Here is a 24,303-nt window from a genome sequence, read left to right as displayed (position 1 = left end):
GACTCGCCCGCTGCCTCTGCGCGGTCTCACAGCGCATCGACAGGAGATCCCCTCGTGCCGAAGTCTCGACTCCGCAAGAAGTCCGACTACACACCGCCGACCACCACCGCGGTGAAGATCAGCTCGGGCCGTAGTTGGGTCGCGCCGCTGATGCTGGCACTGTTCCTGATCGGGCTGGTGTGGATCGTCACCTACTACGTGACCAGCGGCTCCTACCCGGTCGAGAGCTGGCGGAACTGGAACATCCTGGTCGGCTTCGGCTTCATCGCCGCCGGCTTCGGCGTCTCCACCCAGTGGAAGTGACGCTCCGCCCCTCCTGAGGCCCGCCCTCGGACCCCCACCGCCGCTCCGGACCGTGCTCGACCCGGGGCGGCGGTCGGTCGTGTCCGAACGCGGCCGCTCGATCGCCTCCACAGTCGGATCATCGTGTTTATCCACATGGTTATCCACACTGGGGAAAAGTCTCCCCAGCCTGTGGATAACTTCCCGCGCCCCGTCCGTCCACAGCTGTGGACGACACCCGGAGAGCGCCGGAATCGCACAGCGGAACACGCGTAGAACACCCGTCCGCACCCGGGTCGGCGCACAGCCCGCGCACAGCCCCGCACCCGCTGTGGACAACCGCCCGGGCGTCACCCGCCGTACAGGGCCGTCCCGATCGCCAGCATCCCGGCCTCCACCGCCACCGCGGCCGCCACCGTCAGCCCCTGCACCAGGGCCCGGCGCTCGCGCGGGGCGTACATGAGGCCGACCGCCACCAGGGCGCCCAGCAGCAGACCGCCCAGGTGGGCCCGCCAGTCGATGACGTCCCGGCGGGTGTAGGTGACGATCGCGTTGAAGACCAGCAGCGCCAGCACCGGGCCGAGCGGGCCCTTCGTCCGCAGCTGCAGCACCACCGTGGCGCCGATCAGGCCGAAGATCGCACCGGAGGCCCCCAGCGAGTTCATCCAGTCGCCGTCGATCAGGAAGGCCAGGGTGCTGCCGCCCAGGCCCGCCAGCAGGTAGAGCGCGAGGAAACGCAGCCGGCCGAGCGCCTCCTCCAGCGCGGGGCCGAGGATGAGCAGGGCCAGCATGTTGGCGCCGATGTGCCACCACTCCACGTGCAGGAAGGTGGCGGTCAGCAGCCGGTACCACTGGTCCGGCCCGTCCGCGACGCCCTCCGGGCCGCCCCGGTGCAGCCCGACGCTGTACAGCGACCAGACCCGCTCCAGCTGCGGCGTGAACACGTAGGCGGCCAGCACCCAGACCAGCAGGTTGGCCAGGATCAGCCCCCGGGTGACGAGGGCGCCGTCCGCGACCGGCACGCCGCCGAACCGGGTGGTCGCCCGCCTCGCCCCGGCTCGGCCCCGCCCGACGCACTCGGGGCACTGGAAGCCCACCGAGGCGGACACCATGCACTGCGGGCAGATCGGGCGCTCGCAGCGGGTGCAGGACACCCCGGTCGCCGTCCCCGGGTGCCGGTAGCAGCCGGGCGGCGCGGCCTGCGGCCCGCTCGCCGCCGGTCGGTCCTCCGGGCCCATCAGCCGTTCCCCTTCCGTGCGGAGGCAGCCAGCGTACTGCGGCGCCCGCGGCACCCCCGGACGTCTCCGTGCCTCGCGTACGGACCACTCCGGCATGCCGCCGGACGAATACGGATGCATGATCAGCATTCAGGTGGATAAGTGCATTGAGGATGCCACCGAGGAGGAGAGAACTCGTGACCCTGACGGACACGGCCCGCGAGACCGCCACCAGGACCATGGACACCGCCGCCCATTTCGCGGACGGCGCCCGGCAGCGCCTCGGCCCCGCCCTGGACGCCCTCGGCCCCAAGGCCGGCCACGCCGCCCACGCCCTCCGCGCCCAGTACGGCAAACACCTCGCCCCACAGGTCGGCCAGGCGTTCGCCTCACTGCCGCCAGAGGCCCAGCAGAACGCCCTCAAGGCCCTCCACCGGGCCCAGGAGGCCGCCCTGGCGGCCCGGGTGTCCGCGGGCCGCGCCGCCGACCAGGCGCGCTCCACCGTGGCCCCCAGGGTCATCCAGGCGGTCGAGGAGGCCCGCGCCGCGGTCACTCCCGTCGCCCAGGAGGCCCAGAGCCGGGGCGCCGCCGCGCTGACCGCCCTCCAGGGCCACGTCAGCTCCGCCGAGATCAGCGATCTCGCCGCCCGCAACGCCCGCCGGGAGCGCCGCTGCCGCAGCTGGACCACGGGCCTCGCCGTGGCGGGCGTGCTGGCCGTCGGCGGTGGCCTGGTGGCCTGGCAGTGGTGGCGGCGGCACAGCAACCCGGAGTGGCTGGTCGAGCCGCCGCAGGAGCAGTCGCCCCGCCCGGCCGGCGCCCACGCCGCCTCCGCCCCGCTGAACGGCTCCCCCACCGCCGGCGACGCCCCCGGGACCGCCGCAGAGCCCGACACCGAGCCGGGGACGGACGACGGGAACGGGCCGCAGCCCCAGTGACCGGCCCGTGAATGCGATGAGCGGCTGACCCGAACCTCGGATCAGCCGCTCATCGCGTGCTGTGGAGCATAGGAGACTCGAACTCCTGACATCTGCCTTGCAAAGGCAGCGCTCTACCAACTGAGCTAATGCCCCTCGACGGCACCGCGCGTGCCGACGGGCACTAGCGTACCGGGTTCCGACGCCGTCCTCGGCGCCGTTCCCAGGAGAGGAACCAGCCGGTCAGGTCGTATGACCGGACCGGCCGGTCCGGGAGGCGCGGGCGGCGCCTCCGAAGATCGTCGATCGTCAGATCGCCCGGGGGCTCAGCGGCCGGCCGGAATCGGGTCGGTGGCCTCGGTCCACAGGTCCTGCTCGGCGCGGTCCGCCTGGACCTGACGGTAGACAAAGAAGCCGCCGAGGGCGACCAGGGCGACCAGGAGGAGCTTCTTCACCGCGGGACCTCGTCCTTCTTGCGTTGGCGGACTCAAGAGCCGGTGCTCCGGCCGGAATGACCGGGCCGACGAGTCCTGATGTGTTTCGAGAGCGAACGGGGCTGTCGGGTGCCAGACCGCCCTGCGGCCGATGATACACACCGGTGTCCCAATCGTGACCAGCCACCGTACGGCCAACCCTCGGGCCCGGCCGGAGGATTGACGGCCCACATCCTCCGGGGCCTCCCCGAACGTCCGGGCGAACGGCCGGAAACGGCCCGACGGAACGCCGAGGGGCCCGGAGCGGATCGCTGTGGATCTCTCCGGGCCCCTCGGATGCGGTGGGCCTAACAGGACTTGAACCTGTGGCCTCTTCCTTATCAGGGAAGCGCTCTAACCGTCTGAGCTATAGGCCCTCGTCGCGAGGCAAGAGATTACCGGAACATCCGCCCTGCGTTCACCTCCGCCCGGTGGCGCGGCGGAGGTGCGGCAACGTCGAAGGAACGCCGAAGGGCCCGGAGCGATGCTCCGGGCCCTTCGCGGTGGTGGGCCTAACAGGACTTGAACCTGTGGCCTCTTCCTTATCAGGGAAGCGCTCTAACCGTCTGAGCTATAGGCCCTTGCCGCACTGAAAGATTAGCGGACCGACGGCCGATCCCCCAAATCCGTATCGGCGGGCACTCCCCCCGGCCTGCGGCTCGGCCGCCGCAGCCACTCCTCGCGGGTCTGCGGCAGGCCCGCCGCGCCCTCCTCGGTGCTCCGGACGGCGAGGACCTGGTTGACCCCGATCCGGTTCTGCTCGAAGGCGAGCGCGGAGGCCGCCATGTACAGCCGCCAGACCCGGGCCCGGCCCCGGCCGACCAGGCCGACGGCCTCCGTCCAGTGCGCCTCCAGGTTGGCCACCCACTCGCGCAGGGTCAGCCCGTAGTGCTCGCGCAGCGCCTCGACGTCGCGCACCTCGAAGCCGGCCTCCTCCAGCGCGGCCACCGTGGAGCCGACCGGGGAGAGCTCCCCGTCGGGGAAGACGAAGCGGTCGATGAAGGGGCTGGTGCGGTGGGGCTCGCCGGGGTGGTCGGGGCGGCGGGCGATCTGGTGGTTGAGCAGCCTGCCGCCGGGCGCCAGCAGCGCGTGGAGGCCCTCGGCGTAGACCCGGTACTGCTCGGAGCCGACGTGCTCGGCCATGCCCACGCTGGAGATCGCGTCGAACGGGCCGTCGGCGATCTCCCGGTAGTCCTGCAGCCGGACCTCGACCCGGTCGGACAGGCCCGCCTCCTCGATCCGGCGGCGGGCCAGCGCCACCTGCTCGGTGGAGATGGAGACGCCCACCGCGGTGACGCCGTAGTGCCGCGCCGCGTGCAGGAGCAGCGAACCCCAGCCGCAGCCCACGTCCAGCAGGCGCATCCCGGGCCGCAGGCCGAGCTTGCGGCAGATGAGGTCGAGCTTGGCCTCCTGGGCGTCCTCCAGGCTCTTGGCCTCCGGCGTCCAGTACGCGCACGAGTAGACCATCGAGGAGCCCAGCACGAGGCCGTAGAAGTCGTTGCCGACGTCGTAGTGGTGGCTGATGGCCGCGCGGTCGCGGCTGCGGCTGTGCAGCCGGCCGCGGACGCGGCCGACCTCCTCCGGCGGCGGGACGGGCTCGGGGCCCAGCGCCCCGACCCGCAGGGCGACGGCGAGGGCCCGGCGGCCGTCGGGGCCGAGCAGTCGGCGCGGGCCGAGGTCCAGGGCGCGGATGTCGGGCCGCTCGGAGAAGCGGCCGACGACGGAGAGCACCTCGTACAGGTCGCTGCCGGGGGCGACGTCGAGGTCCCCCGCGACGTAGGCCCGGGCCAGGCCCAACTCCCCCGGCTGCCACAGCAGGCGGCGCAGCGCCTTCCGGTTGCGCAGGGCCAGGGTGGGGGCCCCGGGCGGCCCGGCCACGCTGCCGTCCCACGCCTGCAGCCGGAGCGGTACGGGGACTCCCAGCAGCCCCTCCAGCGCTTCCACCAGTTGACCTGCGAGCTTCGCCACCTCGCGCCTCCGTCCAGCCGTCCCTGCGGAACCTCACCTGACCCCGGTCGGGCGGACCGGGGGCGGCCTGCGGCAGTCCCTGGAGGCGGCGTCCAGCTAAGCCCACCGCGGCCGACCCGCTTCCGGGCGGCACGCCGCGGGCGGCCGGCTGTCACCCGAAATGCCGACGGGCCCCACAGGCTGCAACAGCCTGTGGGGCCCGTACATTCCGTTCGAGGACGGCCGGTTGACCCGTGGTCAGTTTCCGGCCGGGGTCACTCCTCCTCGGCGAGGGTCAGCTCGACACCACCGGTGAAGCCGGCCGCGGCGTTGTAGATGAACGCCGAGAGGGTGGACAGCGCGGTCAGCAGCACGACGTCGACCACGGCGATCAGGGTGGTGAACATCATGACCTTGCCGAAGCCGATGTAGTCCATCAGGTTCAGCTGGTTGCCGGCGTTCTCCGCGCCGCCGCCGGTGACGTCCTTCATGGTCTTGGTCAGCGAGTCGAAGACGCCGAGCGAGTCCAGGGTCATCCACAGCACGGCCGAGGCCACGATGATGATGATCCCGACCGCCACGGCGAGCAGGAAGCTGACCTTCATGACCGACCACGGGTCGATCTTGGTCACCCGCAGCCGGGCCTTGCGCGTGCGGCCGAGCCCGGCCGCGGCTGCGGCCGGGGCGGCGGAGGGCCGGCGCGCGGCCCCGGGGACGGGCGTGCCGCCGGCCGGGGTGTTGCCCGAGGTCCGGGTGCCCCGGGGCGGGGTCGGCTGGCCCTTGGTGTAGGTCGTCGGCTGCGAGAAGCCGCCCCCGCCGGGGGCCGGACTGCTCGGCGGCGGCGGCGGGGGCGTCTGCCCGCCGTACGTCTGGCCCGCCCCGCCGACCGGTGGCATCAGCGAGGTGGACCCGGCCGAGTGCTCGGCCGGCGGCTGCGGTGCGCCGTAACCCCCGCCCTGCGCGCCCGGACGGCCGCCGGAGGGTCCTCCCGCAGCACCCGTGGCTCCACTCACCTGGTCCTCCCGCACTTCCCACCAGGGCGGTGCCCTGATCCGTCACTCGTCATCCAGCACCCGGCGGAATTGCCCGGAACTGGTCGGCGAACCGGCGCCGCCGCGTCGGGTGTTCCCGACGCGGCGCCACCGGTTCGTGGTCCGGCTCAGACCTCGGCGTCGCCGCCGACCGTCGTCCCCGTACCCTCGGCCGTCTCGGCGGACTCGGTGGATTCGATGTCCGAATCCTCGTCCTCCGCCGTCTCCTCGTCCTCGGCCTCGGCGTTGCGGGCCATGCCGACCACCGCATCGCGCTTTCCGAGGTTGATCAGTTGGACGCCCATGGTGTCACGTCCGGTTTCACGAACCTCGGAAACCCTCGTGCGGATCACCCCGCCCGAGAGGGTGATCGCCATGATCTCGTCGCTGTCGTCGACCACGAGCGCGCCGACCAGCGAGCCCCGGCCCTCGACGATCTTCGCCGCCTTGGTGCCGTAGCCGCCGCGCCCCTGGACACGGTACTCGTCCACCGAGGTCCGCTTGGCGTACCCGCCGTCCGTGGCGGTGAACACGTACGTACCCTCACGGACGACGTTCATGGAGAGGAGCTCGTCGTCCTCCCGGAACGCCATGCCCTTGACGCCGGAGGTGGCGCGGCCCGTGGGGCGCAGGGCGTCGTCCGTGGCGGTGAAGCGGATCGACTGGGCCTTCCTGGAGACCAGCAGCAGGTCGTCCTCGGAGGAGACCAGCTCGGCGCCGATCAGCTCGTCGTCCTTCCCGTGCTCGTCCTGGCGCAGGTTGATCGCGATCAGGCCGCCGGAGCGCGGGGAGTCGTAGTCCTTGAGGGCGGACTTCTTCACCAGGCCGGCCCGGGTGGCGAGGACCAGGTACGGCTTGTCCTCGTAGGTGCGCACGGCCATCACCTGGGTGATGTGCTCCTCCGGCTGGAAGGCCAGGAGGTTGGCCACGTGCTGGCCGCGGGCGTCGCGGCCGGCGTCCGGCAACTCGTAGCCCTTGGCGCGGTAGACCCGGCCCTTGTTGGTGAAGAACAGGATCCAGTTGTGGGTCGTCGTCACGAAGAAGTGGTCGACGAGGTCGTCCTGCTTGAGCTGGGCACCGCGCACGCCCTTGCCGCCGCGCTTCTGCGAGCGGTACAGGTCGGAGCGGGTCCGCTTGACGTAGCCGCCACGGGTGATCGTGACGACGATGTCCTCCTCGGCGATGAGGTCCTCGATGGAGAGGTCGCCGTCGGACGGGATGAGGGTGGAGCGCCGCTCGTCGCCGTACTTCTCGACGAGCGCGGCGAGCTCCTCGGAGATGATCTCCCGCTGACGGGTCGGCGAGGCGAGGATCGCGTTGTACTCGTCGATCTTCCGCTGCAGCTCGTCGTGCTCGTCCATGATCCGCTGGCGCTCCAGGGCGGCCAGACGGCGCAGCTGCATCTCGAGGATGGCGTTGGCCTGGAGCTCGTCGATGTCGAGCAGGCCCATCAGGCCGGTGCGGGCGGCGTCGGCGCTGGCCGAGGCCCGGATCAGCGCGATGACCTCGTCGATCAGGTCCAGGGCCTTGAGCAGGGCGCGCAGGATGTGGGCGCGCTCCTCGGCCTTGCGCAGCCGGAAGGTGGTGCGCCGGACGATGACCTCGACCTGGTGGTTGACCCAGTGCCGGATGAAGGCGTCGAGCGACAGCGTGCGCGGCACGCCGTCGACCAGGGCCAGCATGTTGGCGCCGAAGTTGGTCTGCAGCTCGGTGTGCTTGTACAGGTTGTTGAGCACGACCTTGGCGACCGCGTCGCGCTTGAGCACGACGACCAGGCGGGTGCCGGTGCGGGAGGAGGACTCGTCGCGGACGTCGGCGATGCCGGCGATCTTGCCGTCCTTGACCAGGTCGGCGATCTTCAGCGCGAGGTTGTCCGGGTTGACCTGGAAGGGCAGCTCGGTGATGACCAGGCACTGGCGGCCCTGGATCTCCTCGACCTCGACGACGGCGCGCATGGTGACCGAGCCGCGACCGGTGCGGTAGTAGTCGTCGATGCCGCGGCGGCCGACGATCAGCGCGCCGGTGGGGAAGTCGGGGCCCTTGATCCGCTCGATCAGGGCTTCCAGCAGCTCCTCCGCGGAGGCTTCCGGGTTCTCCAGGTACCAGAGCGCGCCGGAGGCGACCTCGCGCAGGTTGTGCGGCGGGATGTTGGTGGCCATGCCGACCGCGATGCCGGAGACACCGTTGACCAGCAGGTTGGGGAAGCGGGCCGGGAGGACGGTCGGCTCCTGCGAGCGGCCGTCGTAGTTGGGCGCGAAGTCGACGGTCTCCTCGTCGATGTCGCGCATCATCTCCATGGCCAGCGGCATCAGCTTGCACTCGGTGTAGCGCATGGCCGCCGCCGGGTCGTTGCCCGGGGAGCCGAAGTTGCCGTTGCCGTCCACCAGCGGCATCCGCATCGACCACGGCTGGGCCAGGCGGACCACGGTGTCGTAGATCGAGGTGTCACCGTGCGGGTGGTAGTTGCCCATCACGTCGCCGACGACGCGGGCGCACTTGTAGTAGCCCTTCTCGGGCCGGTACCCGCCGTCGTACATCGCGTAGAGCACGCGGCGGTGCACCGGCTTGAGGCCGTCACGGACCTCGGGGAGCGCCCGGCTGACGATCACGCTCATCGCGTAGTCGAGGTAGGAGCGCTGCATCTCGGTCTCGAGCTCGACCGGCTCGATCCGCATGGTCGTCAGGGCGGTGCCCTCGGCGGCGGGAGTCTCGGGCTGGTCGCCTTCGGGACGGTTGTCGTCGACCACTGGTGGTCAGTTTCCTTTCACGCGGACTGGTACGTGCGGGGCCCGGGTCGCGGGCGCGTCACACGTCCAGGAAGCGGACGTCCTTGGCGTTGCGCTGGATGAAGGAGCGCCGGGCCTCGACGTCCTCGCCCATCAGCACGGAGAACAGCTCGTCGGCGCGGGCGGCGTCCTCCAGGGTGACCTGGAGCAGCAGCCGCAGCTCGGCGTCCATGGTGGTGACGCGCAGCTCCTCGGCGTTCATCTCGCCGAGACCCTTGAAGCGCTGGATCGCGTCGTCCTTGGGCAGCCGGCGGCCGGCCTCGACGCCGGCGGCGATCAGGGCGTCGCGCTCGCGGTCGGAGTAGGCGTACTCGAAGTCGTCCTTGCCCCACTTGATCTTGTACAGCGGGGGCATGGCCAGGTAGACGTACCCGGACTCGACCAGCGGCCGCATGAAGCGGAACAGCAGGGTGAGCAGCAGGGTGCGGATGTGCTGTCCGTCGACGTCGGCGTCGGCCATCAGGACGATCTTGTGGTACCGCAGCTTGGACTCGTCGTAGTCCTCCTGGATGCCGCAGCCGAAGGCCGAGATCAGCGCCTGGACCTCGGTGTTCTGCAGCACCTTGTCGATGCGGGCCTTCTCGACGTTCAGGATCTTGCCGCGGATCGGCAGGATGGCCTGGGTGCGCGGGTCGCGGCCCTGCTTGGCCGAGCCGCCCGCGGAGTCACCCTCGACGATGAAGATCTCGCACTCGGAGGGGTCCTTGGACTGGCAGTCGGAGAGCTTGCCCGGCAGCGAGGCGGACTCCAGCAGGCCCTTGCGGCGCGTCAGGTCGCGGGCCTTGCGGGCGGCGACGCGCGCGGTGGCGGCCTGGATGGACTTGCGGATGATGTCCGCGGCCTCGTTGGGGTTGCGGTCCAGCCAGTCGTTGAGCTGCTCGTGGACGACCTTCTGGACGAAGGTCTTGGCCTCGGTGTTGCCCAGCTTGTCCTTGGTCTGGCCCTCGAACTGCGGCTCGCCGAGCTTGACCGAGATGATCGCGGTCAGGCCCTCGCGGATGTCCTCGCCGGAGAGGTTGTCGTCCTTCTCGCGGAGCAGCTTCTTGTCGCGCGCGTAGCGGTTGACCAGGCCGGTCAGGGCCGCGCGGAAGCCCTCCTCGTGGGTACCGCCGCCGTGGGTGTGGATGGTGTTGGCGAAGCTGTAGACCCCCTCGGTGTAGGAGGAGTTCCACTGCATCGCGATCTCCACCGAGATCGCCTTGTCCTTGTCCTCCGCCTCGAAGTCGATGACCGAGGGGTGGATGACCTCGCCCTTGCGGGAGTTGAGGTGGGCGACGAAGTCGGCGATGCCGCCGTCGTACTTGTACGTGACGGTGAGCGGCTTGCCCTCCTCGTCCACGTGCTCGGGGCGCTCGTCGGTCAGCGAGATCGACAGGCCCTTGTTGAGGAAGGCCATCTCCTGGAAGCGCCGGGAGAGCGTCTCGAAGGAGTAGACGGTGGTCTCGAAGATGTCGCCGTCGGCCCAGAAGGTCACCGTGGTGCCGGTGCGGTCGGTCTCGGCGCCCTTGACCAGGGCGGCGGTCGGCGCGCCCATTTTGTAGTCCTGGGTCCAGATGTGGCCCTCGGTGTGGATCTCCACCGAGAGCCGGGTGGAGAGCGCGTTCACGACCGAGACGCCGACGCCGTGCAGACCGCCGGAGACCGCGTACCCGCCGCCGCCGAACTTGCCGCCCGCGTGCAGCACGGTGAGCACGACCTCGACGGCCGGCTTCTCCTGCCCGGGGACGATGCCGACCGGGATGCCGCGGCCGTTGTCGGTCACCCGCACGGCGCCGTCGGGCAGGATCGTGACGTCGATGGTGTCCGCGTGCCCGGCCATGGCCTCGTCGACGGAGTTGTCCACGACCTCCTGCACCAGGTGGTGCAGGCCACGCTCACCGGTCGAGCCGATGTACATGCCGGGACGCTTGCGGACGGCGTCGAGGCCCTCCAGCACCTGGATGTTGCTGGCGTTGTAGGACTTCTCGCCCTGGTCGGTCTGGTCTGGGGTCTGGCTGGGGTTGCCGGAATCGGCCACGAAGCGCCCTCTCTGGCACAGCACGGGCCGCATGCCCACCCCTGCGGGCGAGCGTGCGACCACGGCGTTTCGACTCGGTTGCCACTGGCAACAGTGTTTGCTCTTCAGTCTACCGGTAGGACTGACAGAGATGGGCGTTTGGCAGCCCTTGAAGGCAGATACGCCGCCCTGAATCCCCTCTGGACGTGTCCCGATACTCGACCGGGGGGCCCAGAGCGCTTGAAAGGGCTGTCAGGGGTTCCGGAAGATCGCCATCCGACCGGGGTCGCCGCCGGGCCGGGGGCCGGCACCGGTCAGCCCCAGGTGTCTCCGGGCCCCTTGCTCCCCGGAGCGCGCAGCCGGCCGTAGCCGCGTACCGGCGCGGCCGGACCGAGCACCTTGATGGTCCTGACGGTGCCATGGCCCAGCTCGTGGTTCAGACGGGCCACCAACTGACGCGCCAGCCAGCGAAGTTGAGTGGCCCACGCGGTGGAGTCGCACTGCACGGTGAGGACGGCCTCGGCGTCGTCGTAGGAGGAGGGGTGGCAGTGCGCGGCGATGTCGGGGCCGACGATCTGCGGCCAGCGGCCCATCACCCCGCCGACCGCGGCCGAGGACTCCCAGCCGCGCTCGGTCAGCAGCCGGTTCAGCGCCGCACCCAGCGGAACGGGGTCACGGCCGTCCGAGCGGGCGCCGCTGCGCAGACCGTGGCGCTTCGCCTCGCGCTTCTGCTGGACCTGCTCGCCGCGCTGCTTGGCCTGGGCCCGGGCCGCCCGCAGTGCGGAGCGGGCGAGGTCGGCTCCGGTCAGCCCGGCCCCTGGGGAAGTCTCCGCCGGCTCGCTCACGGCGATCTCCTTTCCCCAGCCTGTGGACAACGCTGAGCGATCCAGCGTACGGGAGGGCGCACGCTCCCGTACGGGCGGTGGGCCCGGGCGGTGCGAAGGGCGTGCGGAGGGTGTGCGTCGGACGCTCAGGCGTCGACCCGGCGGACCTCGCCGTCCGCGACGGCGAAGCGGGCACCGGCCAGCGCCTTCGGCACGTCCTCGGCGACGGCGGCGGTGACCAGCACCTGCTCGCCGTCCACGACCAGCTCGGCCAGCCGGTCCCGGCGGGCGGCGTCCAGCTCGGCGAACACGTCGTCCAGGATCAGCACCGGCTCGCCGCCGTCCGCGCGCAGCAGCTCGTACGAGGCCAGCCGCAGCGCCAGCGCGTACGACCAGGACTCGCCGTGGCTGGCGTACCCCTTGGCCGGCAGGGGGCCGAGCTTGAGCCCCAGCTCGTCGCGGTGCGGGCCGACCAGGGTGATCCCCCGCTCGACCTCCTGCTTGCGCACGCTCTGCAGGGCCTGGAGCAACTGCTCCTCGGCCTCCTCGCGACTGGTGGGCAGTTCGCCCTCGAAGGAGCTGCGGTACTCCAGCAGCGTCTCCCCGCCGCCGGGGGCGACCCGGGCGTACGCGGCCGTCACCAGCGGCTGCAGGGCGGCCACCAGCTGGATCCGGAAGGCCGTCAACTCGGCTCCGGCGCGGGCCAGATGACCGTCCCAGACCTCCAGGGTGGACAGGTCCGCACCCTTGCCGCCGCCGGCCCGGCGGGCCATCGCGGCGGTCTTGAGCAGGGCGTTGCGCTGCTTGAGCACCCGTTCGTAGTCCTGGCGCACGCCCGCCAGCCGGGGGGCGCGGGCGGTCAGCAGCTCGTCCAGGAAGCGCCGGCGCTCCCCCGGGTCGCCCTTGACCAGGCTGAGGTCCTCGGGGGCGAACAGGACGGTGCGCAGCAGGCCCAGCACGTCGCGCGGACGGACGTTGTCGGAGCGGTTGATCCGGGCCCGGTTGGCCTTGCCCGGGGTCAGCTCCAGCTCGATCAGGGTGGAGCGGCCGCGGTCCACCACCGAGGTACGGATCACCGCCCGCTCGGCGCCCAGCCGGATCAGCGGGGCGTCGGTGGCCACCCGGTGGCTGCCGAGGGTGGCGACGTAGCCGATGGCCTCGACCAGGTTGGTCTTGCCCTGGCCGTTGGGCCCGACGAAGGCCGTCACGCCCGGGTCGAGGGGAACCTCGGCCCGGGCGTACGACCGGAAGTCGGCGAGCGACAGATGCGCGACGTGCATGGCTGTGGACTGCGCTCGCCTTCTATCAACAGGGCTGTGGACGAAGCCCGGTGGGGACGGATCCCGGAGGAACCCAGGGGGCCCGGGGGATCCGGGGGGACTACTTCGACTCGACCGCGTGGCCGCCGAACTGGTTGCGCAGCGCGGCGATCATCTTCATCTGCGGGGAGTCGTCCTGGCGGGAGGCGAAGCGGGCGAACAGCGAGGCGGTGATCGCCGGCAGCGGCACGGCGTGGTCGATCGCGGCCTCGACGGTCCAGCGGCCCTCGCCGGAGTCGGCGGCCCAGCCGCGCAGCTTGGCCAGGTGCTCGTCCTCGTCCAGGGCGCGGACGGCGAGGTCCAGCAGCCAGGAGCGGATGACGGTGCCCTCCTGCCAGCTGCGGAAGACCTCGCGCACGTCGGTGACCTCGGGGGCGGCCTCCAGCAGCTCCCAGCCCTCGGCGAACGCCTGCATCATGGCGTACTCGATGCCGTTGTGGACCATCTTGGCGAAGTGGCCGGCGCCGACGCTGCCGGCGTGCACGTCGCCGAACTCGCCCTCGGGCTTGAGCGCGTCGAAGACCGGCTTGACCCGGGCGACGTGCTCGGCGTCGCCGCCGTACATCAGGGCGTAGCCGTTCTCCAGGCCCCAGACGCCGCCGGAGACGCCGCAGTCGACGAAGCCGATGCCCTTGGCCGCCAGCGCCTCGGCGTGCTTGATGTCGTCCGTCCAGCGGGAGTTGCCGCCGTCGACGACCACGTCGCCGGGGGAGAGCAGCTCGGCGAGCTCGTCCACCGTCGCCTGGGTGGCGGCGCCGGCCGGGACCATCACCCAGACCACGCGCGGGCCCTGGAGCTTGGTGACGAGTTCCTGCAGGCTCTCGACGTCGGAGACGTCCGGGTTGCGGTCGTAGCCGATGACGGTGTGGCCGGCGCGGCGAATCCGCTCGCGCATGTTGCCGCCCATCTTGCCGAGACCGATGAGGCCGAGCTCCATGACCAAGTCCTTACCTGTGGTGACGTGCCTGCCGGCGGCGCCGTTGCCGCACGCCCCGAGCCTACGCTTCCGGCCGGGACGGGCTCGTCGCAGCCGGGCCGAGCGGGGGAGGCCGTAGCGGGACCGGGGCGAGACCGGGGCGAGACCGGGGGAGACGTCCACAGGCTGTGCACAGCGGGTGTGCACAGCCTGTGGGTGACGCCGCGGACCGGGGTCAGCCGGAGAGGCGGACCGGCATGATCAGGTACTGGTACGCCTTGTCCTCCTCGGAGTCCACCGCCACCTTGCCGCTGAGCAGCGCGGGCTTGGTCGGGGTGGTGAAGCTCAGCTGGGCGAAGGGGGAGTCGATGGCCTTGAGGCCCTCCTCCAGGTAGCCCGGGTTGAAGGCGATCGAGATGTCGTCGCCCTCGAGGTCGGCGTCGATCCGCTCGGTGGCCTGGGCGTCGTCGCCCGAGCCTGCCTCCAGCGTCAGCACGCCCTGCTCGAAGCTGAGGCGGACCGGGGTGTTGCGCTCGGCGACCAGCGAGACGCGCTTGAGCGCCTCCAGGAAGGGCTGGGTCTGGATCGCGGCGACGGCGCTGAACTCCGTCGGGAAGAGGCTGCGGAACTTGGGGAACTCGCCCTCCAGCAGCCGGGTGGTGGTGCGGCGGCCGGCGCCCTCGAAGCCGATCAGGCCCTCGCCCGCGCCGCCCGAGGAGAGGGCGATCGAGACGTTGTCGCCGCTGCCCAGGGACTTGGCGATGTCCTGCAGCGTCTTGGCGGGCACCAGGGCGACGGCGGAGATGTCCGACTGCTCGGGCTTCCACAGCAGCTCGCGGACGGCGAAGCGGTAGCGGTCGGTGGCGGCGAGGGTGATCTTCTCGCCCTCGATCTCCACGCGCACACCGGTGAGCACCGGCAGGGTGTCGTCACGGCCGGCGGCCACGGCGGCCTGGCTGACGGCGGAGGCGAAGACGTCGCCGGAGACCACGCCGGTGGCGGTCGGCATCTGGGGCAGGGCCGGGTACTCGTCCACAGGAAGGGTGGGGAGTGTGAACCGGGAGCTGCCGCAGACCACGCTGACGCGCTGGCCGTCGGTGGAGATCTCCACCGGGCGGTTGGGGAGGTTGCGGGAGATGTCGTTCAGCAGGCGGCCGGAGACCAGGACGGTGCCGGCCTCCTCGACGTCCGCCTCCAGCTCGACCCGGGCCGAGACCTCGTAGTCGAAGCCGGACAGGGCCAGGCTGCCGTCCTGGGCCGTCAGCAGCAGGCCGGCCAGCACCGGCACCGGCGGCCGTGCCGGGAGGCTGCGGGCAGCCCAGGCCACCGCCTCCGCGAGGACGTCACGCTCCACCCGGAACTTCACCGGTAACCGCCTCCTGGATCGAGCGCTCCCGCTCGCAGTCTGGTTCGTCTGATCTTGATCGTCGGCTGGGCTGTCCACCGAGCGATGCCACTCCGCTTCCAGTCCGCAGAGGACAGTCTGACGTACTCCGCCGACAGACGGGGCAGACGGGCGGAAGCGAGCCGAACAGATGTCGGGGAGCGGTTGTCCACAGATTTCGGGCCCACCCACCTTCAAAGCAAGTCCGAGCTCTATCTGTGTAGCGGTAGTAGTAGGGCCTGTGGAAACCGTGGATAACCCCGTTTCCGCAGGTCAGGGCCCGAATTTTGTCCACAGCGCATGTGGACGGCGCCTGTGGACGGACAGGGCCCGCTGTGGACGACCGAGCGTTACCCACAGGGCACGCCGGGTATCCACAGGTTATCCCCAGCGCTGTCCCCAGATCCGGACCCGGTTATCCACGGGGGCCGGTCAACTTTGCGTGACGCCTTTCACACCAGGGTATGAACGCCGCCCCAAAGTTGTCGAACTGTGGACGCCGCTGTGGACAAGCTGGGGATAACCGCCCTCACCCTGGGGACAACCGGTGGATAACCCGGATGGCCGATTGGCGACCCGTCAATTGTCCACACCCTGTGGATAACCGTTGTGCACAAGTCCACAGGCACCTGACCTGCGCGGAAGAGCGTAGCCGCGCCGCGCCTGTGGACGAATTCTGGATAACTTCCGGGCCTGTGGCCTGTGGGTCGTGGAGAAGGCCCCGATCCTGTGGACAACCGCCGTGCGCGCCCCGGGTTTTCGAATCACCGGTCAGTTGTTCGGCGCGGGCTGTGGATCGGCCCCGGCTTTGGATCGACGCAGCGTCCGTCGGGGACATCCCTGCCCCGCCGGCCCGCCGTGCACACCTGTGGACGCCCTCCGGATACGGGAAAAGGGCGCCAGGAGTGCTCCTGACGCCCTTTTCGGCCACGCGGTGGCCGAAGGCTAACTCTTGATGCGGTTGGTGAGTTCGGTGACCTGGTTGTAGATCGAGCGCCGCTCGGCCATCAACGAGCGGATCTTGCGGTCCGCGTGCATCACCGTGGTGTGGTCGCGGCCGCCGAACTGCGCGCCGATCTTCGGCAGCGACAGGTCCGTGAGCTCCCGGCAGAGGTACATGGCGATCTGACGCGCCGTCACCAGCACGCGGCTGCGCGAGGATCCGCACAGGTCGTCCACGCCCAGCCCGAAGTAGGCGGCGGTCTGCTGCATGATGACCTGCGCGGTGATCTCCGGACCGGCGTCCTCGTCCCCGCCGGGGATCAGGTCCTTGAGGACGATCCCCGCCAACTCCAGGTCCACGGGGGCCCTGTTGAGGTTGGCGAAGGCGGTGACACGGATCAGCGCGCCCTCCAACTCCCGGATGTTGCGGGTGATCCGGGAGGCGATGAACTCCAACACGTCGGCGGGGGCGTTGAGTTGCTCCTGGATCGCCTTCTTGCGGAGGATCGCGATCCGGGTCTCCAGCTCCGGCGGGGTGACGTCGGTGATCAGGCCCCACTCGAAGCGGTTGCGCAGCCGGTCCTCCAGGGTGGTCAGCAGCTTGGGCGGCCGGTCCGAGGAGAGCACGATCTGCTTGTTCGCGTTGTGGAGGGTGTTGAAGGTGTGGAAGAACTCCTCCTGCGTGGACTCCTTGCTCGCGAGGAACTGGACGTCGTCCACGAGCAGGATGTCCATGTCCCGGTAGCGGCGGCGGAAGGTGTCCGCCTTGCCGTCCCGGATGGAGTTGATGAACTCGTTGGTGAACTCCTCCGAGGACACGTACCGCACCCGGGTGCCCGGGAAGAGGCTGCGCGAGTAGTGCCCGATGGCGTGCAGCAGGTGGGTCTTGCCCAGCCCGGACTCGCCGTAGATGAAGAGCGGGTTGTACGCCTTGGCCGGGGCCTCGGCGACGGCCACCGCCGCCGCGTGCGCGAAGCGGTTGCTGGCGCCGATGACGAAGGTGTCGAAGAGGTACTTGGGGTTCAGCCGCGCGGCCGGCTCGTCCTTGCGCGAGCCGCCGGCCGGGGGAGCGCCGGGCGGGGCCGGCACCCCGGGCACGCCGGGGCGCTCCGGGGCGCGCTCGGCGGGCGACTTCTCGACCGGGCGCGCGCCGGTGGGGCGGGAGCCGGGGGAGCGCCGGCCGGCGCCGGTGCGGGGGTGCTCGTTCGGGCCGGGGCCGTACGCGCCGCCGAACAGGTCGCCCTGGGTGGTCGAGGGCGGGTTCGGGACGGGCCGCTGCGCCGGGCGGGAGGGCTCCTCGGGCTCGGGGTACTGCGCCTGCGGCTCCTGGTACGGGGAGGGCTGCTCCTGGTAGCCGGGCCAGGGCTGGGCGGGCCGGCCGCCGCCGTACGGACCGGGGCGCTGCTCGTAGCCGCCGGTGTCGTAGCGGGGGCGCTCGTAGTCCTGCTCGTACTGCTGCTGGTAGCCGCCCGGGCCGCCGTAGCCCCCGTGGCCGTGGTCGCCGTGGCCCCCGTGGCCCTCATCGGCCACCGGGCCGGGGTAGGGCTCGGCGGGCGCCTGCGGGGCGGGCGCGGGGGTGGTGGGCTGGGCGTCGGCGTCGACCATGACGGCGATGCGCACCGGGCGGCTCAGTTCGTCGCTGAGCGCCTCCGTCAGCTGCGGCAGGAGCCGACCCTCCAGCACCTGCTTGGCCCGCTCGTTCGGGGTCGCCAGCAGGGCGGTGTCGTGCATCATCCACATCGGCTGGGTGCGCTGCACCCACTGCTTGTCCATCTCCCCGATATCCGGGTCGTTGACCAGCCGCTCGACGACTCTCGCCCAGACCGGGACGAGGTCGCTGTTGATCTCAGCCACTGGTGCACGCTTTCCGATGAACAAACCAGACAAGTCCTGCAACGGTAGTCAGCGAACAGAGACGGATCAAGTCGTTGTCCACAGGCTGTGGGTAAGCGGGGCGAGTCGGGCTGGTTTGACCCTCGGCCGCTGTCCCGCGTACCGTAACCAGGTCGAGTTGTCGATGGCCGCTGCCGCATGTCCGCGGGTCCACCCGCTCCATGGGGCGCGCAGCACGGGCGCCGTGGATTGCCTCAGAACCCCAGCCGAACTGGGGCGATGGGCCGATTTCCGAACTCCAGGGGAGATCACGCGGACGCACGGTGACGGCCAAGCGACCCCCCGTCATCCTACGATTCACCTCAGGAGCCCCCGAGTGAGCAAGCGCACCTTCCAGCCGAACAACCGTCGTCGCGCGAAGACCCACGGCTTCCGGCTGCGTATGCGTACCCGTGCCGGCCGCGCCATCCTGGCCGCCCGTCGTGGCAAGGGCCGCGCCGCCCTGTCCGCCTGATCCACAAGCCAAGGGTCTGTTGTGCTGCCCTCCGAGAATCGGCTGCGGCGGCGCCAGGACTTCGCGACCGCGGTCAAACGTGGTCGCCGGGCCGGTCGGCCCCTGCTGGTCGTCCATCTCAGTAGAGACGGCGATCCCCGGCAGGGGCAGGCCGACCGGACCAGCGACATCCGCCCGCACGTCGCCGAGGGGACTCCTTCGGCGCGTGCGGGTTTCGTCGTGAGCAAGGCCGTCGGCCCGGCGGTCATCCGCAACCTGGTCAAGCGCCGGTTGCGCCATCTCGTCCGTGATCGCCTGTCCCGGCTGCCCGCCGGTAGCCTGATAGTGGTGCGTGCGCTGCCCCCGGCCGCGTCCGCCTCGTACCAGGACCTCGAGCGGGACCTGGACGCGGCGCTCAAGCGGTTGCTGAGGGCGGAGCCCACCGCCGCGGCGCCGATGGGAGCAGGGCGATGAAGTACCTGCTGATGGGTTTGATCAGGGTCTACCAGTGGACGATCAGCCCACTGCTCGGTCCGGTCTGCCGCTACTACCCGTCCTGTTCGCACTACGGCTACGAGGCCGTGAGGGTGCACGGGGCGATCAAGGGCGGCGGGCTGACCGCGTGGCGCATCCTGCGCTGCAATCCGTGGACGCCCGGCGGGGTGGACCATGTACCGCCGCGCAAGCACCCGGTGTGGCACCGCCGGCTGCGCGATCTGCTGAGCCCCAAGAGCGGGACCGCCGAGCCGGAGCCGGTGGCGAAGCCCGATGCCCAAGGAGTCTGACCGGTGACCTTCGGTTTTCTGAGTCCCCTCTACACGGCGGTGTCCTGGATCATCGTCCAGTTCCACTCGCTGTACAGCCACGTCTTCGATCCGAACGGTGGCTGGGCCTGGGGTCTGTCCATCGCCTCGATGGTGGTCGTCATCCGGATCTGCCTGATCCCGCTCTTCGTGAAGCAGATCAAGGCGACCCGGGCCATGCAGGCGATCCAGCCGAAGATGAAGGCCATCCAGGAGCGCTACAAGAGTGACCGGCAGCGCCAGTCCGAAGAGATGATGAAGCTGTACAAGGAGGCGGGGACCAACCCGTTCTCCAGCTGCCTTCCCATCCTCGTGCAGGCGCCGTTCTTCACCGCCCTCTACGGCGTGCTGGCCTCGGTCGCCAATGACAAGAAGATCGGCGTCATCGACCAGGGCCTGCTGGAGAGCGCCAAGCAGGCGCACATCTTCGGTGCGCCGCTGTCGGCCAAGTTCGTCGGCTCCGACAACCTGAACGTCCAGATCGTCACCGCGGTGATGATCATCCTGATGTCGCTGTCGCAGTTCATCACCCAGCGCCAGCTGATGACCAAGAACGTCGACCTCACGGTGAAGACGCCGTTCATGCAGCAGCAGAAGATGCTGATGTACGTCTTCCCGATCATGTTCGCCGTCATGGGCATCAACTTCCCGGTCGGTGTCCTGGTCTACTGGCTGACCACCAACGTCTGGACCATGGGCCAGCAGCTGATCGTCATCCACAACAACCCGACCCCGGGCAGCCACGCCTTCCAGGAGCGTCAGGAGCGGCTGAAGAAGGCCGGCCGCCTGCGCGCGGACGGTACGGAGATCAAGGGCGCGCTCTGGGGCATGCTGCCCCCGAGCAAGTCGACCCTCGCCGAGGCGGCCTCCGCGGCCGCCGTGGTCGAGGAGTCGGTCCGGGCGAACCGCCAGCAGCCGCGTCGGCAGAGCAAGGCCCAGCGCCAGCAGGGCGGCACGCAGACGGCCGAGGCCGGCGAGGCCACCGCGGCCGAACAGGCCGAGCAGGCCGGGCAGTCCGTGGAGGACGCCGTCCCGGCGGACTCGGGCAGCAAGCCGGCGGCCAAGCAGACCGCGGCCAAGCCCGGCGGCACCAGGCAGGGCACCCGTCAGCAGCCCAAGCGCGGCGGCGGCCAGCGGCCGAAGAGGAAGTAGTCCTCCCCACCGGCCCCCGGCTCGTTTCGGCAGCCCCGAAGAGCTTCGTTCCCGGCCCGTCCGACGGGCCCTACTCCGAAGGAGTCCATCAGTGACGGAAGGCACCACCTCCGCCGTCGAGGCCGAGGCCGCCGCCAGCGCCGACCAGAGCATCGTCGCCCGCCTGGAGCAGGAGGGCGACATCGCGGCGGACTACCTGGAGGGTCTGCTCGACATCGCGGACCTCGACGGCGACATCGACATGGACGTCGAGGGCGACCGCGCCCTGGTGTCCATCGTCGGCGAAGGCAACGACCGTACGCTGCAGCGTCTCGTCGGCCAGGACGGCGAGGTGCTGGAGGCCCTCCAGGAGCTGACCCGCTTGGCCGTCCACCGGGAGACCGGTGAGCGCAGCCGCCTCATGCTGGACATCGCGGGCTTCCGGGCGCGCAAGCGTTCCGAGCTGGCCGTGCTCGGGGCCAAGGCCGCGGAGCAGGCGAGGACGACGGGCGAGCAGGTCAAGCTGCAGCCGATGACGCCGTTCGAGCGCAAGGTCGTGCACGACGCGGTCGCGGCGGCCGGTCTGCGCAGCGAGTCCGAGGGCGAAGAGCCCCAGCGGTTCGTGGTGGTGCTGCCGGCCTGACGGTCGGCAGGCCGACGGTCGGTCGCCGCGGGGCGACCGGACGGGCTTCACCGGACGCGACCCCGTCCGCCTCGTGCGGGCGGGGTCGTCGTCCCTTCCGCAGGGCGTGGCGTCCGGCGGCGATGTTTCACGTGAAACAGTGCGATGAACGGGTCGAACGCGATCCGGGGAGCGGAGAGGTCGAGATGGACACGGACAACGCGGCTGCCGGCCGTCCGGGGGCGGCCGACGTGAATCCGGCCGCCGAGGTGCCGGGCGCCCAGGCACCGGAGGTGGACGTCCTGGCCGTCGCACCGGCCGCCGCCCGGGAGGTGTTCGGCGACCGTTTCGACGCCGCCGTGCGCTACACCGAGCTGCTGGCCACCGCCGGGGTGTCGCGCGGGCTGATCGGGCCGCGCGAGGTGCCCCGGCTCTGGGACCGGCACGTGCTCAACTGCGCCGTGCTGGCGGAGCTGCTGCCCGAGGGCTCGACCCTGTGCGACGTCGGTTCCGGCGCCGGACTGCCGGGCATCCCGGTGGCGCTGGCCCGTCCGGACGTCTCGGTGACGCTGCTGGAGCCGCTGCTGCGCCGGACCACCTTCCTGGAGGAGGTCGTCCGGGAGTTGGGGCTGGAGAACGTCACCGTGCTGCGCGGCCGGGCCGAGGAGATGGTCGGCAAGCTCGCGGTGGACGTGGTGACGGCCCGCGCGGTCGCTCCGCTGGACCGGCTGGCGGGCTGGGGCATGCCGCTGCTGCGCCCGTACGGGCAGATGCTCGCGCTCAAGGGGGACAGTGCGGAGCAGGAGCTGGCCGACTCCCGGGCCGGGCTGGCCAAGCTGGGCGCCGTCGAGTCGACGGTGATCTCGGTCGGCGAGGGCACCCTGGAGACCTCGACCCGGGTGATCCAGGTCAAGGCGGGGGAGAGCCCCGGCGGGGTCAGGGCGGCAACCAAGCGGGCCAAGGCCGCCCGGGCCGGGCGCACCTCCGGAGCCCGGGCCGCGAGTGACCGCGGCCGGGGCGGGCGGCGCCACGGCCGCTGACCGACACGTACGGCCGACGGGCGGACGGACCTCCTGAGGGGAGGGACGTCCGCCCATCGTCGTTCGGGCGAAGGGAGGGCCGCCGTCGGACCACCGGAGTGTCGCAACGTCAGATTTCCGGCAAAGCGGGCATGGTGTTCCACGTGAAACGTCGCTCCTTGCTCTCCGGAATCCTCAGCCGCAGCCGGGCTGCGACTGTTGCCGCTCCCGTTCCACGTGAAACACTGACCACCATGCAGGACTCGGAGATTGTCGACCAGATCGACGACACGCCCATCGCACGGGCTGCCCAGGCCGCGGTCCAGGCGATCGGCCGAGCAGGGGAGGGTCTCCCCAGGCCGGCCACCACCCGGGTGATGGTGGTCGCCAACCAGAAGGGCGGGGTGGGCAAGACCACCACCACCGTCAACATGGCGGCCTCGCTCGCGATGCACGGACTGCGCGTCCTGGTCGTCGACCTCGACCCGCAGGGGAACGCCTCCACCGCCCTCGGCATCGACCACCACGCCGAGGTGCCCTCCATCTACGACGTCCTGGTCGAGGGCAAGCCCCTGGCCGACGTGGTCCAGCCGGTGCGGGACGTCGAGGGGCTGTTCTGCGTGCCCGCCACCATCGACCTGGCCGGTGCCGAGATCGAGCTGGTCTCCATGGTCGCCCGGGAGAGCCGGCTGCAGCGCGCCATCGCCGCCTACGAGCAGCCGCTCGACTACATCCTGATCGACTGTCCGCCCTCGCTGGGCCTGCTGACGGTCAACGCCCTGGTCGCCGGCGAGGAAGTGCTGATCCCGATCCAGTGCGAGTACTACGCGCTGGAGGGCCTCGGCCAGCTGCTGCGCAACGTCGATCTGGTGCGCGCGCACCTCAACTCCGCGCTGCACGTCTCGACCATCCTGCTCACCATGTACGACGCCCGGACCAGGCTGGCCGCCCAGGTCGCCGACGAGGTTCGGACCCACTTCCAGGCCGAGGTGCTGAGCACGGCGATCCCGCGCTCCGTCCGCATCTCGGAGGCGCCCAGCTACGGGCAGACGGTACTCACCTACGACCCGGGCTCGACCGGGGCGCTCTCCTACCTGGAGGCCGCCCGCGAGCTGGCGCTGCGCGCGGTGGGCCCGAACGGTTCGCTGGTGGGTCAGCAGCGGGACGGCAGCAGCACGACAGCGGTACGGGGCACGGAGCCCCAGTGGCACGGCACGACGGAGGGTCAGCAGTGAGTGGTGGTCGCAGCAGGGGTCTGGGACGAGGGCTCGGGGCGTTGATCGGCCCGGCCGCGCCGGCCGACGGCGGGGCGGCGCGGCCTGCCGCGGTCCCGGTCGCGCCGACCCCGGTGGTGGCGACCGGGGCGACCGGGGCGACCTCGCCGGCCTCGGTGCCGGTGCTGCCGGGTGGCCGCAGCACGGTGGCGGCCAGGGCGGCCGTGGGGAAGCGGACCATCGAGAAGCCGGAGCCCGCTCCGGTGCCCGGCGCCTTCTTCGCCGAGCTGCCGCTGGACTCGATCACGCCCAACCCGCGCCAGCCGCGTGAGGTCTTCGACCAGGAGAAGCTGGACCAGCTGGTCACCTCCATCAAGGAGGTCGGTCTGCTCCAGCCGGTCGTGGTGCGCCAGACCGGGCCGGAGCAGTTCGAGCTGATCATGGGCGAGCGCCGCTGGCGCGCCTCCCGGGAAGCCGGTCTGACGCTGATCCCGGCGATCGTCCGGGCCACCGAGGACGACAAGCTGCTCCTGGACGCCCTGCTGGAGAACCTCCACCGGGCGGAGCTCAACGTCCTGGAGGAGGCGGCCGCCTACGAGCAGCTGCTGCAGGACTTCTCCTGCACCCAGAACGACCTGGCGGACCGGATCGGCCGCTCGCGGTCGCACGTGACCAACACCCTGCGGGTGCTCAAGCTCCCCCCGAGGGTCCAGAACCGGATCGCCGCCGGGGTGCTCTCCGCCGGTCACGCCAAGGCGCTCGGCGGGCTGCTCTACCCCGAGGACCAGGAGATGCTGGCGGCCCGGGTCATCGCCGAGGGCATCTCGGTGCGGACCACCGAGGAGATCGTCCAGACGATGAAGGGGGAGGCCGCCCCGAAGAAGCCCCGGACGCCGAAGGCCGGGGCCCGGATCAGCCCGGCCTTCAACGAGCTGGCGACCAGGCTCTCGGACCGCTTCGACACCCGGGTCAAGGTCCAGGTGTCGCAGAGCGGCGGCAAGCTGGGCAAGGGCAAGGTGGTACTGGAGTTCGGGTCGGTGGAGGACCTGAACCGCATTCTGGACAGCATGGCCCCCGGGGAGGACGGCCTGCGGCTGTCGCAGGGCTGAGCCGGGGACCGGTCGCCGTTCGGGCACAGCGGATGGGTGCATGTTCCA

21 protein-coding genes and 3 tRNA genes are annotated in these 24,303 nt (G+C 71.1%); 10 read left to right on the top strand and 14 right to left on the bottom strand.

Annotated features, from left to right (window positions below; all coding sequences use genetic code 11):
* The first annotated feature begins 54 nt into the window (after positions 1-54).
* The gene (gene crgA / locus IH61_RS0109570) at positions 55-303 is read left to right on the top strand and encodes a cell division protein CrgA (RefSeq protein ID WP_031067805.1); all 249 of its coding nucleotides are present in this window, start codon (positions 55-57) and stop codon (positions 301-303) included.
* A 329-nt stretch (positions 304-632) separates the two neighbouring features.
* On the opposite strand, the gene IH61_RS0109565 is transcribed toward crgA, so the two are convergent.
* On the bottom strand, positions 633-1,520 hold the full coding sequence (locus IH61_RS0109565) for a rhomboid family intramembrane serine protease (protein ID WP_031067803.1): 888 nt from the start codon (positions 1,518-1,520) through the stop codon (positions 633-635).
* A gap of 176 nt (positions 1,521-1,696) precedes the next feature.
* Here IH61_RS0109565 and IH61_RS0109560 point away from each other — a divergent pair, with 176 nt between their 5' ends.
* Entirely contained in the window at positions 1,697-2,434 is a 738-nt protein-coding gene (locus IH61_RS0109560) for a DUF5324 family protein (RefSeq protein ID WP_051836659.1), read from the top strand.
* Positions 2,435-2,496: 62 nt separating this feature from the next.
* Here the strand turns inward: IH61_RS0109560 and IH61_RS0109555 are convergent.
* The 13 genes from IH61_RS0109555 to dnaA form a co-directional block, all read right to left on the bottom strand.
* A tRNA-Ala gene (locus IH61_RS0109555) sits at positions 2,497-2,569 on the bottom strand.
* A 170-nt stretch (positions 2,570-2,739) separates the two neighbouring features.
* A complete protein-coding gene (locus IH61_RS48360; protein WP_211786189.1) occupies positions 2,740-2,868 on the bottom strand; it encodes a DLW-39 family protein in 129 nt (42 codons plus the stop codon).
* Between the two features lie 321 nt (positions 2,869-3,189).
* Positions 3,190-3,263, bottom strand: a tRNA-Ile gene (locus IH61_RS0109545).
* A 127-nt stretch (positions 3,264-3,390) separates the two neighbouring features.
* Positions 3,391-3,467: transfer RNA gene (locus tag IH61_RS0109540), tRNA-Ile, on the bottom strand.
* A 16-nt stretch (positions 3,468-3,483) separates the two neighbouring features.
* Positions 3,484-4,854, bottom strand: coding sequence for an SAM-dependent methyltransferase (locus IH61_RS0109535; RefSeq protein WP_031067801.1), 1,371 nt, complete (start codon positions 4,852-4,854; stop codon positions 3,484-3,486).
* Positions 4,855-5,108: 254 nt separating this feature from the next.
* A complete protein-coding gene (locus IH61_RS0109530; RefSeq protein WP_031067799.1) occupies positions 5,109-5,846 on the bottom strand; it encodes a DUF3566 domain-containing protein in 738 nt (245 codons plus the stop codon).
* 146 nt (positions 5,847-5,992) lie between these two features.
* Complete coding sequence (gyrA, locus tag IH61_RS0109525) at positions 5,993-8,539, bottom strand: DNA gyrase subunit A (RefSeq protein ID WP_051836679.1); 2,547 nt, start codon at positions 8,537-8,539, stop codon at positions 5,993-5,995.
* Positions 8,540-8,669: 130 nt separating this feature from the next.
* The gene (gene gyrB, locus IH61_RS0109520) at positions 8,670-10,691 is read right to left on the bottom strand and encodes a DNA topoisomerase (ATP-hydrolyzing) subunit B (RefSeq protein ID WP_031067794.1); all 2,022 of its coding nucleotides are present in this window, start codon (positions 10,689-10,691) and stop codon (positions 8,670-8,672) included.
* A gap of 269 nt (positions 10,692-10,960) precedes the next feature.
* Positions 10,961-11,491: a DUF721 domain-containing protein gene (locus IH61_RS0109515; protein ID WP_031067792.1), complete on the bottom strand. Its 531-nt coding sequence runs from the start codon at positions 11,489-11,491 to the stop codon at positions 10,961-10,963.
* Between the two features lie 125 nt (positions 11,492-11,616).
* Positions 11,617-12,750: a DNA replication/repair protein RecF gene (recF, locus tag IH61_RS0109510; RefSeq protein ID WP_031067790.1), complete on the bottom strand. Its 1,134-nt coding sequence runs from the start codon at positions 12,748-12,750 to the stop codon at positions 11,617-11,619.
* 100 nt (positions 12,751-12,850) lie between these two features.
* Positions 12,851-13,726 carry a phosphogluconate dehydrogenase (NAD(+)-dependent, decarboxylating) gene (gnd, locus tag IH61_RS0109505; protein ID WP_031067788.1) on the bottom strand — a complete coding sequence of 292 codons (876 nt, stop codon included), beginning with the start codon at positions 13,724-13,726 and terminating at the stop codon, positions 12,851-12,853.
* Between the two features lie 214 nt (positions 13,727-13,940).
* On the bottom strand, positions 13,941-15,071 hold the full coding sequence (gene dnaN, locus IH61_RS0109500) for a DNA polymerase III subunit beta (RefSeq protein ID WP_031067786.1): 1,131 nt from the start codon (positions 15,069-15,071) through the stop codon (positions 13,941-13,943).
* 963 nt (positions 15,072-16,034) lie between these two features.
* Positions 16,035-17,885: a chromosomal replication initiator protein DnaA gene (dnaA, locus tag IH61_RS0109495; RefSeq protein ID WP_031067785.1), complete on the bottom strand. Its 1,851-nt coding sequence runs from the start codon at positions 17,883-17,885 to the stop codon at positions 16,035-16,037.
* A 355-nt stretch (positions 17,886-18,240) separates the two neighbouring features.
* Between dnaA and rpmH the strand changes: the two genes are divergently transcribed.
* The 8 genes from rpmH to IH61_RS0109455 all read left to right on the top strand — a co-directional run bounded on the left by rpmH (position 18,241) and on the right by IH61_RS0109455 (position 24,255).
* A complete protein-coding gene (gene rpmH / locus IH61_RS0109490; RefSeq protein WP_031067783.1) occupies positions 18,241-18,378 on the top strand; it encodes a 50S ribosomal protein L34 in 138 nt (45 codons plus the stop codon).
* 21 nt (positions 18,379-18,399) lie between these two features.
* Entirely contained in the window at positions 18,400-18,831 is a 432-nt protein-coding gene (gene rnpA, locus IH61_RS0109485) for a ribonuclease P protein component (protein ID WP_031067781.1), read from the top strand.
* A complete protein-coding gene (gene yidD / locus IH61_RS0109480; protein ID WP_031067778.1) occupies positions 18,828-19,142 on the top strand; it encodes a membrane protein insertion efficiency factor YidD in 315 nt (104 codons plus the stop codon). Before rnpA ends, yidD begins: the two co-directional genes overlap by 4 nt.
* Positions 19,143-19,145: 3 nt before the next feature.
* The gene (gene yidC / locus IH61_RS0109475; protein ID WP_031067775.1) at positions 19,146-20,312 is read left to right on the top strand and encodes a membrane protein insertase YidC; all 1,167 of its coding nucleotides are present in this window, start codon (positions 19,146-19,148) and stop codon (positions 20,310-20,312) included.
* A gap of 91 nt (positions 20,313-20,403) precedes the next feature.
* The gene (locus tag IH61_RS0109470; RefSeq protein ID WP_031067773.1) at positions 20,404-20,934 is read left to right on the top strand and encodes a protein jag; all 531 of its coding nucleotides are present in this window, start codon (positions 20,404-20,406) and stop codon (positions 20,932-20,934) included.
* Positions 20,935-21,119: 185 nt separating this feature from the next.
* Complete coding sequence (gene rsmG / locus IH61_RS0109465) at positions 21,120-21,953, top strand: 16S rRNA (guanine(527)-N(7))-methyltransferase RsmG (protein ID WP_078910964.1); 834 nt, start codon at positions 21,120-21,122, stop codon at positions 21,951-21,953.
* A gap of 260 nt (positions 21,954-22,213) precedes the next feature.
* Positions 22,214-23,167, top strand: coding sequence for a ParA family protein (locus IH61_RS0109460; RefSeq protein ID WP_031067770.1), 954 nt, complete (start codon positions 22,214-22,216; stop codon positions 23,165-23,167).
* On the top strand, positions 23,164-24,255 hold the full coding sequence (locus IH61_RS0109455; RefSeq protein ID WP_031067769.1) for a ParB/RepB/Spo0J family partition protein: 1,092 nt from the start codon (positions 23,164-23,166) through the stop codon (positions 24,253-24,255). The genes IH61_RS0109460 and IH61_RS0109455 overlap by 4 nt, the downstream gene beginning before the upstream one ends.
* Positions 24,256-24,303: the final 48 nt, after the last annotated feature.

The organism is Streptomyces sp. NRRL WC-3742 (assembly GCF_000720635.1).
Lineage (GTDB): Bacteria > Actinomycetota > Actinomycetes > Streptomycetales > Streptomycetaceae > Kitasatospora.
Note: the sequence above shows the minus strand (reverse complement) of the source record. Positions and strands in the feature narration are given on the sequence as shown.

Excerpts from the sequence above, each read along its gene's own strand:
- IH61_RS0109565 (WP_031067803.1), bottom strand. The coding sequence starts at position 1,520 with ATGGGCCCGGAGGACCGACCGGCGGCGAGCGGGCCGCAGGCCGCGCCG.
- gyrA (WP_051836679.1), bottom strand. The coding sequence starts at position 8,539 with ATGCGGATCGAGCCGGTCGAGCTCGAGACCGAGATGCAGCGCTCCTAC.
- recF (WP_031067790.1), bottom strand. The coding sequence starts at position 12,750 with ATGCACGTCGCGCATCTGTCGCTCGCCGACTTCCGGTCGTACGCCCGG.
- gnd (WP_031067788.1), bottom strand. The coding sequence starts at position 13,726 with ATGGAGCTCGGCCTCATCGGTCTCGGCAAGATGGGCGGCAACATGCGC.
- yidD (WP_031067778.1), top strand. The coding sequence starts at position 18,828 with ATGAAGTACCTGCTGATGGGTTTGATCAGGGTCTACCAGTGGACGATC.
- rsmG (WP_078910964.1), top strand. The coding sequence starts at position 21,120 with ATGGACACGGACAACGCGGCTGCCGGCCGTCCGGGGGCGGCCGACGTG.